The organism is Micromonospora sp. DH13 (assembly GCF_020873825.1).
GTDB classification, from domain to species: domain Bacteria; phylum Actinomycetota; class Actinomycetes; order Mycobacteriales; family Micromonosporaceae; genus Micromonospora; species Micromonospora haikouensis.
Map to the genome: position 1 here is coordinate 31,366 of NZ_JAHWGR010000012.1, position 15,350 is coordinate 46,715.

Consider the following 15,350-nt stretch of genomic DNA (forward strand, 5'->3'; position numbering starts at 1 on the left):
GGTGCCCTCGCATGGAAGACTCGGATCGGAACCGGTCGCCACGAGCGAGCGGTGGGCTGGCGCCGCGGCGGCGCACGGCGAGAGTGGGATGGAGACGAACAGTGCCGGGAGTGCGCAACCTGACCCAGGTGGAGGCCACCGAGCGGGCCCGCCTGCTTGAGGTGACCGGGTACGACATCAGTCTGGACCTGTCGACCGCCGTGCAGGCGGCCGACGGACGCACCTTCCGGTCGGTGACCGAGGTCCGGTTCCGCTGCGCCGAGCCGGGTGCGGCCACCTTCATCGAGGCCGCCGCTGAGTCGGTCCGGTCAGCCACCCTCAACGGCGTCCCGCTCGACCTGTCGGGCTGGTCGGCGGAGAAGGGGCTGGCGCTGCCCGGCCTGGCCGCCGAGAACACCCTCGTGGTGGACGCCGACTTCGCGTACTCCAACAGCGGGCAGGGGCTGCACCGCACGGTCGACCCGGTCGACGGGGAGACCTACCTCTACAGCCAGTTCGAGACGGCTGACGCGCAGAAGGTGTTCGCCTGCTTCGACCAGCCCGACCTCAAGAGCGTCTACACCTGGCACGCCACCGTCCCGGAGCACTGGCGGGTGGTGTCCAACATGCCGGTGGCCCGCGAGGAGCCGGCCGGCGAGGGGCTCAAGGCGGTCCACTTCGCCCAGTCGGCCCGGATGAGCACCTACATCACCGCGCTCTGCGCCGGCCCGTACCACGAGGTGCGCGACAGCCACGACGGCATCGACCTGGGGGTCTACTGCCGGGCGTCGATGGCGCAGCACCTCGACGCCGACGACCTGTTCCTGATCACCAAGCAGGGCTTCGACTTCTTCCACGAGCAGTTCGGGGTGCGCTACCCGCTGCCCAAGTACGACCAGCTCTGGGTGCCCGACTTCAACGCCGGGGCGATGGAGAACTTCGGCTGCGTCACGCACGCCGAGTCGCACTACATCTTCCGCTCACAGGTGACCGACTTCGAGTACGAGCAGCGGGCCAACACGATCCTGCACGAGCTGGCGCACATGTGGTTCGGTGACCTGGTCACCATGCGCTGGTGGAACGACCTGTGGCTCAACGAGTCGTTCGCCGAGTGGGCCAGCCACTGGTGCAACGCCCACGCCACCCGGTTCACCGACGCGTGGACGACGTTCCTGTCGATCCGCAAGAACTGGGGCTACCGGCAGGACCAGCTCTCCTCCACCCACCCGGTCTACTGCGAGATGCCGGACCTGGAGGCCGTCGAGGTCAACTTCGACGGCATCACGTACGCCAAGGGCGCGAGCGTGCTCAAGCAGCTCGTCGCGTACGTCGGCGAGGAGCCGTTCCTGGCCGGGCTGCGGGCCTACTTCGGCAAGCACGCCTGGGGCAACGCCACCTTCGACGACCTGCTGTCGGAGCTGGAGGCGGCCTCCGGCCGGGAGCTGCGCAAGTTCGCCGCCCAGTGGCTGGAGACCGCGCAGGTCAACACGCTGCGCCCCGAGGTGACGATCGGCGCGGACGGCAGCTACGAGCGGGTCGTGGTGCGGCAGGAGGCCCCGTCGGGGCACCCGACGCTGCGCACCCACCGCATCGGCGTGGGCCTGTACGACCTGACCGACGGCCGGCTGGTGCGCCGCGACCGGGTCGAGGTCGACGTGACCGGCGAGGCGACCGAGCTGACCGACCTGGCCGGGGTGCGGGCAGCCGACGTGCTGCTGCTCAACGACGACGACCTGACGTACGCGAAGCTGCGCCTGGACGAGCGGTCGATGGCCACGGTGGTGCAGCACATCGCCGGGTTCGAGTCGTCGCTGTCGCGGGCCCTGTGCTGGATGGCGGCGTGGGACATGGTCCGCGACGCCGAGCTGTCGGCCCGCGACTACCTGGCGCTGGTGCTGGCCGGGCTGCCCGCCGAGACCGACATCAACCTGGTCACCGCCACCCTGCGGCAGTCCGTGGTGACCACCCTCAACCTGTACGCCGACCCGGCGTGGGCCCCGACGGGCTGGGCGGAGCTGGCCCGCGCCGCGAAGGCGACGCTGGCCACCGCCGAGCCGGGCAGCGGGCTCCAGCTCGCCTGGGCCCGCGCGTACGTGCAGGCGTCCCGCTCGGCGGAGGACCTGGCCGCCGTCCGGGGCTGGCTGGGCGGGGTGGACGTGCCCGCCGGGCTGGCCATCGACACCGAGCTGCGCTGGGTGATCCTGCAGTCGCTGGTGAGCAAGGGCGTCGGCGGGCCGGCCGAGATCGAGGCGGAGCTGGCCGGCGACCGCACCGCCAGCGGCGAGCGGGAGGCCGCGTACGCGCACGCGCTGGTGCCGACGCCGGAGAACAAGGCGGCGGTCTGGGCGCAGCTCACCGGCCCCGACGCGCTGCCGAACTGGCGCAACCGGGCGCTGTTGCAGGGCTTCGCCCCGGCGGTGCAGGCGGAGCTGGTCGCGCCGTACCGGGAGCGGTACTTCGAGGTGGTGGACCAGGTCTGGGCCCAGCGCGACAGCGAGCCGGCGCAGGAGTTCGTGCAGCTGGCGTACCCGACGCAGCAGGTCTCCGAGGACACGGTGGCCGCCACGGACGCGTGGCTGGCCGCCGCCGGCGACAAGCCGGCGTCGCTGCGGCGGCTGGTCGCCGAGGGCCGCGACGCCGTCGTGCGCGCGCTGAAGGCCCGCGAGCGCGACGCCCGCAGCGCCTGACCCCACGTGGTACGCGGCCCCGGGGCGTTTGGGGTGGCGTGCGGAGGTGGACGCGATGGCACCGCCGGACGCGCACACCCGCCGAACGCACGGACGCCCGGCCCGCTGTCGCGGACCGGGCGTCGCCGTCGTGTGCGGTGCTGCTCGCCGTGGGCTCCTGCTCGCCGTGCGGATGGTGAGAAGGGTGCCCTTCTCGACCGGATGCGTTAGGAAGGGGCCCTTCCTTACGCCCGGCCGGCGTGGCTGGCGAGCTGGTCGAGGCCGCTGATGATGCCGCCGGCCAGGTCGCCGCCGCCGAAGGCCGCCACCATGGAAAGCGCGGCGAGCTTGGCGTAGGTGTCGGGGATGCGCTTGCGGGCCTGCCGCCCGGTGACGATCTCCAGCTGGCGCTGGTTGGGCGACACCGCGATCAGCACGGACCGGTCGGGGTCGGCGAGCTGGCGGTGCAGCCGCTGGGCGTGCGCGCGGATCGGCTCGTCGAGCCCGCCGACGTAGACCGAGAAGACCAGCCCGGTCCCCTGGTCGGCCAGGCGGAGCGCCTCGTCGATGCGCAGCAGCTGGCGGGTCGAGAAGGGCCCGTCCAGCACCTCGGGCGGGGTGCCCGCCTCGGCCTGCTTCTCACCAACGGTCACTTGCGCCTCCGGTTCCACCAGCCGGCGCCTCGACGCCGGCCCGGTCAAGCTTGTGGCTGGTCAGCGCCGGCGCCTGCGCGCCCGCCGCCAGCGCGGTGCCGGCCGAGTCGGCCAGCTGCTCCGGACGGCCCAGGAACCAGACCGGAGTGAAGTCGAAGGGTCGACCCGGCCGGTAGCGCTTGGCGCCGCCCCCGGAGGACCGGCCACCGGCGAACGCCAGCGCGGTGATCACCAGCACCACGGCCGCCGGGATGCCGACGAAGATCAGCAACGTCTCGGTAACAGACAATCCCAACGCCCCCAGGCGGAAAGAGAGACCAGGAACTTCCGGGTCGGTTGGACGATCATGACATCGGCTCGCCGACTCCGCTCGTATTCACGTTAGCGGAGCCCACGGCCCGCCAGACTGCGGGGTGGCGATCCCACCCGCCACTGGCGTGCTCAAGCTGCGCGGCGACGCCGAGAAGGGTCGCGTCGGCACCGTACCGGCCGGTGAGCAGGACCCCGACGGGCAGCCCCTCGGCGGTGCGCCCCAGCGGCAGCGACACGGACGGTTGCCCCGTGACGTTGAACACGGCGCAGTACGGCGAGAACCGCCGTTGCCGGTCGAAGTCGCGCTCGGGGTCGCCGTCGGCGGTGAACCAGCCCACCGGCGCTTGCGGCGCTGCGAGGGTCGGGCAGAGCAGCAGGTCGCAGCCGGCGGTGCGGCGGGCGGCCCGGCGCACCTGCGCCTGCAGCTCGCCGAGGGTGCTGGTCAGGGTGCCGGCGGAGATCTCCGCGCCCCGCGACCGCAGGAGGCGGGTCAGCGGCAGCAGGCGGCTCTCCCGCTCGGGCGGGACGGGGGTGAGCGCCAGGACATACCACACGATCTCGAACAGCGGCCACACCTCCGGGCCGAACGGCGCGGGGACGTCGACCACCTCGTGCCCGGCCTCGGCGAGCAGCGCGGCGGCGGTGTCGACGGCGGCCACGCAGTCGGGGTGGACGGGCTCGTCGGCGAGCATCGGGGCGGTGAACCGGCCGACCCGCAGCCGGCCGGGCGCGGCGCCGCGGGCCGCGCCGAGGTAGCCGCCGTCGGGCGCGGGCGGCGGCAGGTAGGGCTCGCCGGGCACCGGCACCGCCATGACGTCGAGCAGCGCGGCGACGTCGGCGACGGTGCGCCCCAGCGGCCCGTTGATCGGCAGGCCGAACGCGCCGAAGCCGAGCGGCCCGCCGGGGACCGTGCCCCGGCTCGGCTTGTGGCCGACGAGGCCGCACAGCGAGGCGGGGATGCGCAGCGAGCCGCCGCCGTCGGAGCCCTGGGCGACGGGGACCAGCCCGGCCGCGACGGCCGCCGCCGCCCCGCCGGAGGAGCCGCCGGCCGTGTAGGCCAGGTCCCACGGGTTGCGGGCCGGCGGCGCGACCAGGCCCTCGGAGTAGAGCGAGCAGCCCAGCTCGCTGGTGGTGGTCTTGCCGAGGCTGACCAGCCCGGCGGCGCGGATCAGCCGCACCACGTCGGCGTCGAGCGGGGGCACCAGGTCGGCGAAGGCCGCCGAGCCGAACGTCGTGCGCACCCCGGCGGTGAGCGTCAGGTCCTTGATCGCGGTGGGCACGCCGTGCAGCGGGCCGCGCCCCTGCGCGGGGGCGGCGTCGGCCGCCCGCGCCGCCTGGCGGGCCGCCTCGCCGGTGACGGTGACGAACGCGCCGACGGTGTCGCCGAGCGCGTCGACCCGGGACAGGTGGTGCTCGACCAGGTCCACGCTGGAGCACTCGCCGCGCGCGATCGCGGCGCCCTGCTCCAGGGCGGTCAGGTCGTGCAGCTCGGCCACCCCGCCATCCTGCCCGACCCCGCCCCGCCCCGCCGCCCGACACGACCGGTCAGAACCGCGGCGTCTTGTCGTCCTCCAGCAGGCCCGCCCAGTCGCGGTCGATCGACAGCAGCTCCCGGATCGCGAACCGTCGCTCCAGGCCGAGGAAGCGCAGGGCGTTGGTGGAGAGGAGCTTGGCGCGCTGCCCGGCGGTGAGGAAATCGGCCTCGCGGACCACCCGCCCCGCCGGCCGCTCCCCCAGCGGGTACGGGTAGTCGCTGCCGACCAGCACCCGGTCCTCCCCCATGGTGTCGACCAGCAGCCGCAGCGCCGCCGGGGCGAACACCACCGAGTCGACGCAGAACCGGTCGACGTACGCGCTGGGCGGGGCGGCGGACGCGCCCCGGACCAGGTCGCCCCGGCGGTGCCAGGCGTTGTCGGCCCGGCCCAGCCAGAACGGGAAGCTGCCGCCGCCGTGGGCGAAGCAGATCCGCAGCGTCTCCGGCACCCGGTCGAACACCCCGCCGAGGATCATCGCCAGCACCGACAGGTGCGTCTCGGCGGGCATCCCGGTCAGCCAGCGGGCCATCCACCGGCCGAGCCGGGGCCCGTCCGGCATGTCCCACGGGTGCACGAAGACGGGCGCGCCGACGTGCGCGCAGTGCTGGAGGAAGGTGACCACGCCCGCGTCGTCGAGGTCCCGGTCGCCGACGTGGTTGCCGATCTCCACCCCGACGTGCCCGGCCGCGAGGCAGCGGTCCAGCTCGGCGCAGGCCACGTCCGGGTCCTGCAACGGCACCTGGCAGAACGGCACGAGCCGGTCGCCGCCGCCGGCCGTGACCTCCAGGGTCAGGTCGTTGAAGATCCGGGCGACCTTCGCCGCCTGGCCGGCGGGCCGGTCGTAGCCGAAGAAGACCGGCGTCGGCGAGACCACCTGCACGTCGACCCCGTCGGCGGCCATGTCGGCCAGCCGGGTCGGCGCGTCCCAGCACTCCGCGCCGACCGGCCGGAACTCCGTCTCCCCCACCATGATCATGGCGGCCCGCTCGGAGTCGACCCGCAGCCAGGGCCAGCCGGACCCGCCGCACGCCGCGCCGAGGTCCGGCCACCCCTTCGGTACGACGTGCGTGTGCACGTCCACGACGGGTGCGCCCGCGTCCGGGGCGGGTGAGTGTGACGCGGGCCCGGCCGTCATCAGCCCTTGCCCGGGTGCAGCGCGCCGCAGTCGCCGCAGGTGCGGGCGGCCTCGTCGGCGTAGAACGCCTGAAACACCGGGGGCAGGTCGGCGGCGATGTCCCGGACCTGCAACTCCACCTCGTGCACCTTCGCCCCGCACTGCGGGCAGTACCACTGGAACTTCTCCAGCGTGCCCTCCTCGCGGACCCGCTCGACGACCACGCCGATCGAGCCAGCCTCGGGGCGCTGCGGCGAGTGCGGGGTGTCGCGCGGCAGCATCCACATCTGCCCCTCGCGCACGTGCACCGTACGCGGCCCCTCGGGCGTCATCAGGTTGACGTGCATGTTGCCCTTGACCTGGTAGAAGAACTCCTCGTACGGGTCGACGTGGAAGTCGGTGCGCTGGTTGGGCCCGCCGACGACCATCACGATGAAGTCGTCGCCGCCGGGGAACATCTCCTTGTTGCCCACGGGCGGCTTCAGCAGGTGCTGGTTCTCGGCGATCCAGCCGGGGAAGCTGAACGGCTCGGCGATCTCACTCACGACTGACCTCCCGAACTCACGACTGACCTTGCGAACTCACGACTGACCTTCCGACGGAAGAAGTGCCACGGCCTGCATCTCGATCAGCAGGTGCGGGTGCGGCAGCTGGTGCACGGCCACCGTGGTCCGGGTCGGCCCGCCCGCGTCGAAGAACTCCGCCCACACCTCGTTGTAGCCCCCGAAGTCGTTCATGTTGACCAGGTACGAGGTGACCTGCACCAGGTCGGTCAGCTCCGCGCCGACCGAGCGCAGCAGGTCCCCGATGTTGCCGATGACGGCCCGGGTCTGCTCCCGGATGTCCAGGTCGGTGGTGCCGAACTCGTCCACGGCGACACCGGCGAACGTGTTGTCGGGCCGCCGCGACGACGTACCGGAGACGAAGACGAAGCCGCCCGCGACCTTGACGTGCGGGAAGGCCCCGCGCGGCACGGCCTTCCCCGCCACCACCCGAGCCCGCCCGCTCACGACGCCGCCCCGGGCGACGCCGCCCGCAGCGACGCGACGCCGAGCTTCTCGACGACGGCCCGCACGTGCGCGCCCGGCCGCAGCGGCACGGCGGCCGTCGCGGCCCCGGCGAGGAACACCCAGCCGGAGCGCAGCCGCACCCCGTGCCGGCCGGCGAGGCGCAGCCCCTCGTCCAGGGCCCGGCGCGGGTCGCCGAGGATCGCCGCGGTCGAGCCGACCTGCGCGATGCGCCCGTCGACCTCCAGCAGCACGCCGAGGTTGTCCAGCCCGTCGGGCACCGGCGACCAGGGCCCGATCGTGAACACGCCGGCCGAGGTGTTGTCGGCGATCACGTCCGGCAGGGAGAAGGTGAAGTTCGCGTACCGGGAGTCGATCAGCTCGATCGCCGGGGCCACGGCGCGCACCGCGTCGGCGAACGACCCGACCGGCTCGCCCGGCTCGGGCACCCGGTCCAGCAGGAACGCCACCTCCGGCTCGACCCGGGGATGGATGAAGTCGGCCACGTCGACCGTGCCGCCGTCGGGCACCCGCATCACGTCGGTGAGCCGCCCCCAGATCACCTCGTCGACGCCGACCTGGGCCATCTTCGCGCGGCTGGTCAGCCCCATCTTCAGCCCGACGAGGCGCTCGCCCCGGTCGAGCCGGCGCTGCACGAGGGCGGTCTGCACCGCGTACGCGCCGTCGACGTCGAGGCCGGTCTCGGCGGCGAGCTGGCCGATGGCGGTGGCCGTGTCGGCCGCCTCGCCCAGCTTCGCGGCGATGCCGGCGGTGTCCACCCCGATCATGACTTCTCCTCGCTGAAGCAGGTCCGCACCGAGCCGAGCCCGGAGATCCGCGCCTCGTACGCCGCGCCGGGCGTCACCGGCACCATCGGCCCGAGCGCCCCGGAGAGCACCACGTCACCGGCGCGCAGCGGGTCGCCGGCGCGGGCGAGGGTGCCGGCGAGCCAGCCGAGGGCGTGCAGCGGGTTGCCGAGGCACGCCGCGCCCGCGCCGACCGAGACGGGCTCCCCCGCGTGCTCCAGGACCATCCCGCACAGCCGCAGGTCGACGTCGGCTAGCCGGCGCGGCGCGGCACCGAGCACGAACAGCCCGCTGGAGGCGTTGTCGGCGACGGTGTCGACGATGGAGATGTCCCAGCCGGCGACCCGCGAGTCGACGATCTCGATGGCCGGCAGCACGTGGTCGACGGCCCGCAGCAGGTCGACGGTGGTGGGCCGCCCGACGGTGAGGTCCGCGCCGAGCACGAAGGCGATCTCCGCCTCCACGCGGGGCTGGAGCAGCCGCCCGATCGGCACCTCGTCGCCGTCGGCGACGGCCATCGCGTCGGTCAGCACGCCGAAGTCCGGCTCGTACACGCCGAAGCCGTCCTGCACGGCCCGGGAGGTCAGGCCGATCTTCGCGCCGACCCGGCGCTCGCCCCGGCCGTGCCAGGCCCGTGCCTGGCGCTGCTGCACGAGGTACGCCGACGCGACGTCCCCCTCGGGCAGCAGCCGGCCGCGCAGCGGCGGGCAGGGCTTGCCGCTGGACCGGGCCTCGGTCAGCTCCCGGGCGGCGGCTTCGATGTCGACGGTCATGTGAGGTCCACGCAGACGTTGGTGAGTTCGGAGTAGAAGTCGAGGGAGTGCACGCCGCCCTCGCGGCCGATGCCGGACGCCTTCACCCCGCCGAACGGGGTGCGCAGGTCCCGCAGGAACCAGGTGTTGACCCAGACGATGCCGGCGTCGAGGCGGGCCCCCGCCCGGTGCGCCCGGCCCACGTCCCGGGTCCACACGGTCGCGGCGAGGCCGTACTCGGTGCCGTTGGCCAGCGCGTACGCCTCCTCCTCGGTGTCGAACGGGGCGACGTGCACCACCGGGCCGAAGATCTCCTCGCGGTTGGTGCGGGCGTCGGGGCCGAGGCCGGTGAGCACGGTGGGCCGCACGTACGCCCCGCCGTCGCGGGCGTCGCCGAAGGCGGGCGTGCCGCCGCCGGCCCGGAACTCGGCCCCCTCGGCGCGGGCCAGGCCGTGATAGCCGAGCACCTTGTCCCGGTGCTGGTGGGAGATCAGCGGCATGTTGACGGTGGCCTCGTCGGCGGGCCACCCGTACGCGAGCGCGTCGGCCGCCTTCGCCAGCCGCCCGACGAACTCGTCGAACACGGGCCGCTGCACGTAGATCCGCTCGGTGCACAGGCACACCTGGCCGCCGTTGGTGAAGCTGGACCGCACCGACCCGGCGACGGCCGCGTCGAGGTCGGCGTCGGCGAAGACCAGGCCGGCGTTCTTGCCGCCCAGCTCGAACGAGACGGCCTTCACCCCGTCGGCGGCGGCCCGCATGATCGCCCCGCCGGTGGCGGACTCGCCGGTGAAGGTGATCGCGTCGACGCCCGCGTGGCGGGTGAGGAACTCGCCGGCCGAGTCGGGGCCGAAGCCGTGCACCAGGTTGAACACCCCGTCGGGCACCCCGGCGGCGGCCAGCACCTCGGCGAGCAGGGTCGCCGAGGCGGGGGTCTCCTCGCTGGGCTTGACCACCACGGCGTTGCCGCAGGCCAGGGCCGGGGCGACCTTCCAGGTGAGCAGCAGCAGCGGCAGGTTCCACGGGACGATCACGGCGACGACGCCGACGGGTTTGCGCACGGCGTAGTTCAACGCCCGCCCGCCGGTCGGGGTGACGGTGGTGAACGACTCCGTCGGGGCGGTCGCCACGATCTCCGCGAACGCCCGGAAGTTGGCCGCGGCCCGGGGCACGTCCAGCGTGCGGGCCTGGCTGATGGACTTGCCGGTGTCAGCGACCTCGGCGGTGACCAGGTCGGCGAAGCGGCGTTCCAGCTCGTCGGCGACCCGGCGCAGCACCTCGGCGCGCTCCCGCTCCCCCAGCCGGCCCCACGGCCCGCGCAGCGCCGCCCGGGCGGCGGCCACCGCGTCGTCGACGGTGGACCGGTCGGCCTCGACCACCTCGAAGACCGGCTCGCCGGTGACGGGGCTGCGCTTGGTGAACCGCCGGCCCGCGTCGACGAACTCCCCGCCGACGAAGTGCCGCAGCAGCGGCGGCCCGCCGGCCGCCCGCCCGGCCATCAGGCCCGGATCCCAGGTCACGCTCACCGCCGCCGCCCCCGCGTCCAGGCCGCGCCGACCGCGCCGGCCAGCAGCGCCGCCGTGCCGGCCGCCACCGCCCCGAGCGCCGCCTGCTGGCGGCGCACCCGCCGCCGCACCCGCGCGTACGGGGTGGTGGAGAAGGACACCAGCTCGTACTGGGAGACGTACCGCCCGGGCAGGGCCCGCTCCAGCGCGTGGTCGAGGCGGCGGCGGGCCTGGAAGACCGGGGAGGCCACCTTGTCGCGCATCTCCACGAAGTTGGCCAGCGCCATCCGGGCGATCGCCTCGGCGTCGCCCTGCCGCCGCGCCTGGAACAGCGGCAGCGCGGCCGCCCAGTCGTCGGCGCACTCGTCGAGGCAGTGGTCCAGCGCCACCACGTCCTCGAACGCGCAGTTCGCGCCCTGGCCGTAGAACGGGACGATGGCGTGCGCGGCGTCGCCGAGCAGCCCGACCCGCCCGCCCGCCTGCCACGGGGTGCAGCGGACGGTGCCGAGCACCCCGACCGGGTTGTGCTGGTAGTCGTCGACCAGGTTGGGGGCCAGTGGCAGCAGGTCCGGGTAGTGGGTGGCGAAGTGCCGTTCGATCGCCGCCGGGCTGGTCAGCGAGGCGAAGCTCGCCGTGCCGTGGGTGGGCCAGAACAGCGTGCAGGTGAACGAGCGGTCGGGGTTGGGCAGGGCGATCATCATCGACGTGCCGCGCGGCCAGATGTGCAGGGCCGCCGGGTCGAGGGCGAACTCCCCGCCGACCGGCGGGACGGTCAGCTCCTTGTAGCCGTAGTCCAGGAAGTCGAGGCTCTCCTGGAGCACCCCGTACGCGAGGAGTTGCCCGCGCACGGCGGAGCCGGCCCCGTCGGCGCCGAGGACGACCGGCGCGGCGGCCGTGATCTTGCCCTGCGGGGTCTCGAAGGTCATCTCGCCGGTGGCCGGGTCGAGGCCGACGAGCCGGTGGTCGAACGCGACCCGCACCCCGGGCAGCGCGGTGGCGGCGGTGAGCAGGGCGTTGTTGAGCGCGCCCCGGCTGATCGAGTTGATCGCCCGGTCCCCGGTGGCGCTGTAGGACTGGAACGCCGGCTCACCGACCACGGGGTGGATCATGCGCCCGCGCATCGGCAGCGCGTCGGCCAGCACCTGCTCGGCCAGGCCGATGCGGCGCAGCGCGTCGAGCCCCCGCTCGGACAGCGCCAGGTTGATCGAGCGGCCCCGCTCGACGCGGCCGGTGCGCGGGTCCGGCCGCCGCTCGTAGAGGGCCACCCGGTAGCCGCGCCGGGCCAGGAAGCAGGCGAGCAGGCAGCCGGCCAGCCCGGCCCCGACGACGGCGATCTCCTCGCGTTCGGGGTTCATGGGGTCACCTCCGCGACCGTCGCGGCCAGCGCGTCGGCGACCCGCCAGCAGTCGTGGTACGTCGAGTAGAGCGGCACCGGGGCGAACCGGACGACGTCCGGCTCCCGGGCGTCGGCGATCACCCCGTGCTCGTGGCGCAGCCGCTTGGTCAGCTCCCCGGCGCTGCCCGCGCCGATGCGCACGGAGAGCTGGCAGCCCCGGCGGGCCGGGTCGCGGGGAGTGACCACGGTCAGCGGCCGGTCGGCGGTGACCTCGTCGAGCAGCCGCTCCAGGTAGCCGGTGAGCCGCAGGCTGCGCTCCCGCAGCGCCGGCATGCCGATCGAGTCGAACAGCTCCAGTGAGGTGCGCACCGGGCCCATGGCGAGGATCGGCGGGTTGGACACCTGCCACGCCTCCACGGTGGCCGGCGGCCGGGACGTCGGGGTCATCTCGAACCGGGTGGCCGCGTCGGTGCTCCACCAGCCCTCGAAGCGGGGCAGGTCGGCCCGGCCGAGGTGCCGCTCGTGGACGAAGACGCCGGCCAGCGCCCCCGGGCCGGAGTTGAGGTACTTGTAGGAGCACCAGGCGGCGAAGTCGACGTCCCAGTCGTGCAGCGCGAGCGGCACGTTGCCGGCGGCGTGCGCGAGGTCCCAGCCGACGACCGCACCGGCGGCCCGGCCGGCGGCGGTGATCGCCGGGATGTCCAGCAGCTCGCCGGTGAGGTAGTTGACCCCGCCGAGCAGCACCAGCGCGATCGTGTCGCCCTCGGCGGCGAGCAGGTCGGTCACGTCGGCGGTGCGCAGGGCGTCCTCGCCGGGGCGGGGGCGCAGCCGCAGCACGGTGGCGTCGGGGTCGAGGCCGTGGAAGCGGGCCTGGCTGCGCACCGCGTAGCTGTCCGACGGGAAGGCGGCGTCCTCGATGACGATGCGGGTGCGCCGCCCGGCCGGCCGGTAGAAGCTGACCATCAGCAGGTGCAGGTCGACGGTGAGGGAGTTCATCACCACGGCCTCGGTGGGCCGCGCGCCGACCAGTCGCGCGACGGGCCCGGTCAACAGCTCGTGGTACGGCAGCCAGGGCCGCTGCCCTTCCAGGTGCCCCTCGACGCCGAGGCGGCCCCACGCGTCCAGGTCTGCCAGCAGCTCGGCGCGGGTGGCCCGGGGTTGCAGGCCGAGCGAGTTGCCGGCCAGGTACGCGGCCTCCGGGTAGCGCCCGCCGTCGGCCGGCGGCACGTGGAACAGGTGCCGGTGCCCGGGGTCGGCCTTGTCGAGGCGGTGCGCCTCGCTCTCCGCGACGGTCATCGTGTCCTCCCCGCTCACATCGCCGTCCGGGCCGACCACAGCTCGGGGAAGACCACCCGGGCCATGCTGCGCTGCAACCAGGCCAGGCCGGCGGAGCCGCCGCTACCGACCTTCGCGCCCATGGTGCGCTGGACGGCCTTGACGTGGTTCCACCGCCAGTCGCCGAACTGCTCGGCCACCTCGGCCAGCGCCTCGCCGAGCAGCCGCAGCTCGTCGCCCGGCCCGCCCGCGCCGGCTTCCTCGCCGGTTGTTTCCCCGTCGCCGGCTTCCCCGCCGCCGGCTTCCTCGCCGTCGTAGATCGCCACCCAGGCGGCCTCCACCGCCGGGTGCGGCCGGTGCTCCTCGGCGACGTCGCGCCCCAGCACCTCGGCCGGCACGGCGAAGCCGCGGCGAGCCAGCAGGGCCACCACGTCGTCCCACAGGCTCGGGGCGGCCAGCGTGGCGCGCAGCTCGGCGTGCACCTCGGCCTGCCGGCGGAACGGCCGGATCAGGGCCGCGTCGCGCAGGCCGAGCGTGAACTCCAGGTGCCGGTACATCGCCGACTGGAAGCCGGAGCCCTCGCCGAGCAGGTTGCGGAACCGGTTGAAGTCGGCCGGGGTCATCCAGCGCAGCCCCTTCCAGGCCGCGTTGAGCCCCTCCAAGTGCAGCGCCGCGCGGCGCAGCGGGGCCAGGGCGGCGCCCACCCGGTCGGCGCGCAGGCAGCGCTGGGCCTCGCGCAGCTCGTGGCGGGTCAGCCCGAAGTACAGCTCCATGATCTGGCTGACCATCAGGAAGGACATCTCGCCCGGGTCGTCGCTCAGCGGCTGCTGCAACCGGTGCAGGGTGCTGGCGTGCACGTACGCGTCGTAGGGCACCCGGTCGGCGAAGTCCAGGGTCGGTTCGCCGCCGTTGCGGGCCGCCCGGGCCGCCCGCTGCCGCGGGGTCGCCGGACGGACCACCGTGGCCGGTGCGGGCACCCGCAGGTCCGTCTGCTCCACCTGTCGTCTCCTCCATGAGCCGGGTAGCGTCATGGTGCCCCGGTCGACGGGCCGAACGGAATGCCGATTCGACGGCGCTGCCGCCCTTCGACCTGCGAAGCCAAAGCCGAAACCCCCATCCACCTTTCGGAGAGGAAGGTCAGGCGTGGACGACATGGACTGGGCGCTGCTGCGGGAACTCCAGGCCGACGCCCGGCTCTCGTACAGCGAGCTGTCCCGGCGGGTGCACCTGTCGCCGCCGGCCGTGGCCGAACGGGTCCGCCGGCTGGAGGAGTCGGGGGTGATCACCGGCTACCACGCCCACGTCGACCTGGCCCGCGCCGGCCGCACGGTGGTCGCCCTGATCCGGATGTCCTGCTACGGGTCGCGGTGCATCCTCAATGACCCGGACGTGCCGGGTTGGCCGGAGATCATGGAGATCCACCGGATCACCGGCGACGCGTGCAGCGTGCTGCGGGTGGCGGCCGGCTCGATCGGGGACTTCGAGCGGGTGATCGACCGGCTCGCCCCGTACGGCCAGCCGTCGAGCACGATGGTCCTCTCCACCCCCCTTGCCTGGCACCCCGTCACCCGCCTGTAAGGAAGGGCACCTTGTTAACGCTTTCTGTATAGGAAGGGCCCCCTCCTAACACCTGCCGCGCACCTGCCGAGCCGGCGCACGGACCGGTGCCGGCAGGTTTGCCCCCACGTCAGGGGGAATGCAGCGCGGACTTGTCCCGGGGAGGATTCCGGTGCCTCGGCACCGGGAGGGGGGAACAATGCGGGGGCTCACCGCGTCACACCGTGCCCGTCCGGCCATGCGCGCCGCACCGGCCGCCACGACCCGTCCGGCAACGCCATCCGTGCCGGCCCCGGCCCGTCCGGCCGGGCGCGGCGCGCGGGTCGCGGCGGTCGCACACGCCGGGCTGACCGTACGGGCCGTGCTGACCGTGCTCGGCGTGCTCGGGGCGTTCGTCCTGTTCGCCGGCGCGCCGGCCCGAGCCGGGGAGAACACCTTCATCGAGGTCACCCCGAACAGCGCCCAGGCCGGCACCCGGGTCGACATCCGGGCGAGCTGCGACAACGACAACAACCGCCAGGCCGACGTGCAGTCCGACGCGTTCGGGCGGGTCGTGCTCCGGCCGAACAACGGCTTCCTGACCGGGGCGGTCACCATCCCCGGCAACAAGCAGGCCGGCGACTACTCCGTCGAGCTGCGCTGCGCCAACGGCGGCACCGCGACGACCACCCTCACCGTGCTGAACATGACGCAGCCGAGCAAGGGCCCGAACACCGGTGCCGGCGGCACGGCCGGCGAGGGCCGGGGCACGGGCTCGCTGCTGCTGGTCGGCGGCCTGGTGGCGGCGGCCGTGGCGGCCGGGTTCGGTGCGTTCGGCTCCCGCCGGCAGACCGGGACGCGGTCCTGACCGGGA

The 15,350-nt window shown here is 74.3% G+C and carries 15 protein-coding genes; 3 read left to right on the top strand and 12 right to left on the bottom strand.

The window, feature by feature from the left end; all coding sequences use genetic code 11:
• The first annotated feature begins 110 nt into the window (after positions 1-110).
• Positions 111-2,666: an aminopeptidase N gene (pepN, locus tag LPA42_RS13980; RefSeq protein WP_077938680.1), complete on the top strand. Its 2,556-nt coding sequence runs from the start codon at positions 111-113 to the stop codon at positions 2,664-2,666.
• A gap of 224 nt (positions 2,667-2,890) precedes the next feature.
• Here pepN and LPA42_RS13985 read toward each other — a convergent pair whose 3' ends face one another.
• The 12 genes from LPA42_RS13985 to LPA42_RS14040 form a co-directional block, all read right to left on the bottom strand.
• A complete protein-coding gene (locus tag LPA42_RS13985; protein ID WP_043966300.1) occupies positions 2,891-3,298 on the bottom strand; it encodes a DUF5130 family protein in 408 nt (135 codons plus the stop codon).
• On the bottom strand, positions 3,285-3,569 hold the full coding sequence (locus LPA42_RS13990) for a hypothetical protein (protein WP_043966299.1): 285 nt from the start codon (positions 3,567-3,569) through the stop codon (positions 3,285-3,287). The genes LPA42_RS13985 and LPA42_RS13990 overlap by 14 nt, the downstream gene beginning before the upstream one ends.
• 73 nt (positions 3,570-3,642) lie before the next feature.
• Complete coding sequence (locus LPA42_RS13995; RefSeq protein ID WP_077938687.1) at positions 3,643-5,106, bottom strand: amidase; 1,464 nt, start codon at positions 5,104-5,106, stop codon at positions 3,643-3,645.
• A 49-nt stretch (positions 5,107-5,155) separates the two neighbouring features.
• Complete coding sequence (locus LPA42_RS14000; protein WP_228986600.1) at positions 5,156-6,280, bottom strand: amidohydrolase family protein; 1,125 nt, start codon at positions 6,278-6,280, stop codon at positions 5,156-5,158.
• On the bottom strand, positions 6,280-6,804 hold the full coding sequence (locus LPA42_RS14005; protein WP_077938674.1) for a 3-hydroxyanthranilate 3,4-dioxygenase: 525 nt from the start codon (positions 6,802-6,804) through the stop codon (positions 6,280-6,282). Before LPA42_RS14005 ends, LPA42_RS14000 begins: the two co-directional genes overlap by 1 nt.
• 36 nt (positions 6,805-6,840) lie before the next feature.
• A complete protein-coding gene (locus LPA42_RS14010; RefSeq protein ID WP_077938673.1) occupies positions 6,841-7,269 on the bottom strand; it encodes a RidA family protein in 429 nt (142 codons plus the stop codon).
• Positions 7,266-8,054: a 2-keto-4-pentenoate hydratase gene (locus LPA42_RS14015; protein WP_077938672.1), complete on the bottom strand. Its 789-nt coding sequence runs from the start codon at positions 8,052-8,054 to the stop codon at positions 7,266-7,268. The genes LPA42_RS14010 and LPA42_RS14015 overlap by 4 nt, the downstream gene beginning before the upstream one ends.
• On the bottom strand, positions 8,051-8,845 hold the full coding sequence (locus LPA42_RS14020) for a 2-keto-4-pentenoate hydratase (RefSeq protein WP_077938671.1): 795 nt from the start codon (positions 8,843-8,845) through the stop codon (positions 8,051-8,053). Before LPA42_RS14020 ends, LPA42_RS14015 begins: the two co-directional genes overlap by 4 nt.
• Positions 8,842-10,323 carry a 2-hydroxymuconic semialdehyde dehydrogenase gene (locus tag LPA42_RS14025; protein ID WP_077938679.1) on the bottom strand — a complete coding sequence of 494 codons (1,482 nt, stop codon included), beginning with the start codon at positions 10,321-10,323 and terminating at the stop codon, positions 8,842-8,844. Before LPA42_RS14025 ends, LPA42_RS14020 begins: the two co-directional genes overlap by 4 nt.
• 23 nt (positions 10,324-10,346) lie before the next feature.
• Complete coding sequence (locus LPA42_RS14030; protein ID WP_077938670.1) at positions 10,347-11,684, bottom strand: NAD(P)/FAD-dependent oxidoreductase; 1,338 nt, start codon at positions 11,682-11,684, stop codon at positions 10,347-10,349.
• On the bottom strand, positions 11,681-12,961 hold the full coding sequence (gene kynU, locus LPA42_RS14035) for a kynureninase (protein WP_077938678.1): 1,281 nt from the start codon (positions 12,959-12,961) through the stop codon (positions 11,681-11,683). The genes LPA42_RS14030 and kynU overlap by 4 nt, the downstream gene beginning before the upstream one ends.
• Positions 12,962-12,975: 14 nt before the next feature.
• Positions 12,976-13,938, bottom strand: coding sequence for a tryptophan 2,3-dioxygenase (locus LPA42_RS14040; protein ID WP_077938669.1), 963 nt, complete (start codon positions 13,936-13,938; stop codon positions 12,976-12,978).
• A 145-nt stretch (positions 13,939-14,083) separates the two neighbouring features.
• On the opposite strand from LPA42_RS14040, the gene LPA42_RS14045 reads away from it, so the two are divergent.
• On the top strand, positions 14,084-14,518 hold the full coding sequence (locus LPA42_RS14045; protein WP_043966285.1) for an Lrp/AsnC family transcriptional regulator: 435 nt from the start codon (positions 14,084-14,086) through the stop codon (positions 14,516-14,518).
• 349 nt (positions 14,519-14,867) lie between these two features.
• Complete coding sequence (locus LPA42_RS14050; protein ID WP_077938677.1) at positions 14,868-15,344, top strand: hypothetical protein; 477 nt, start codon at positions 14,868-14,870, stop codon at positions 15,342-15,344.
• Positions 15,345-15,350: the final 6 nt, after the last annotated feature.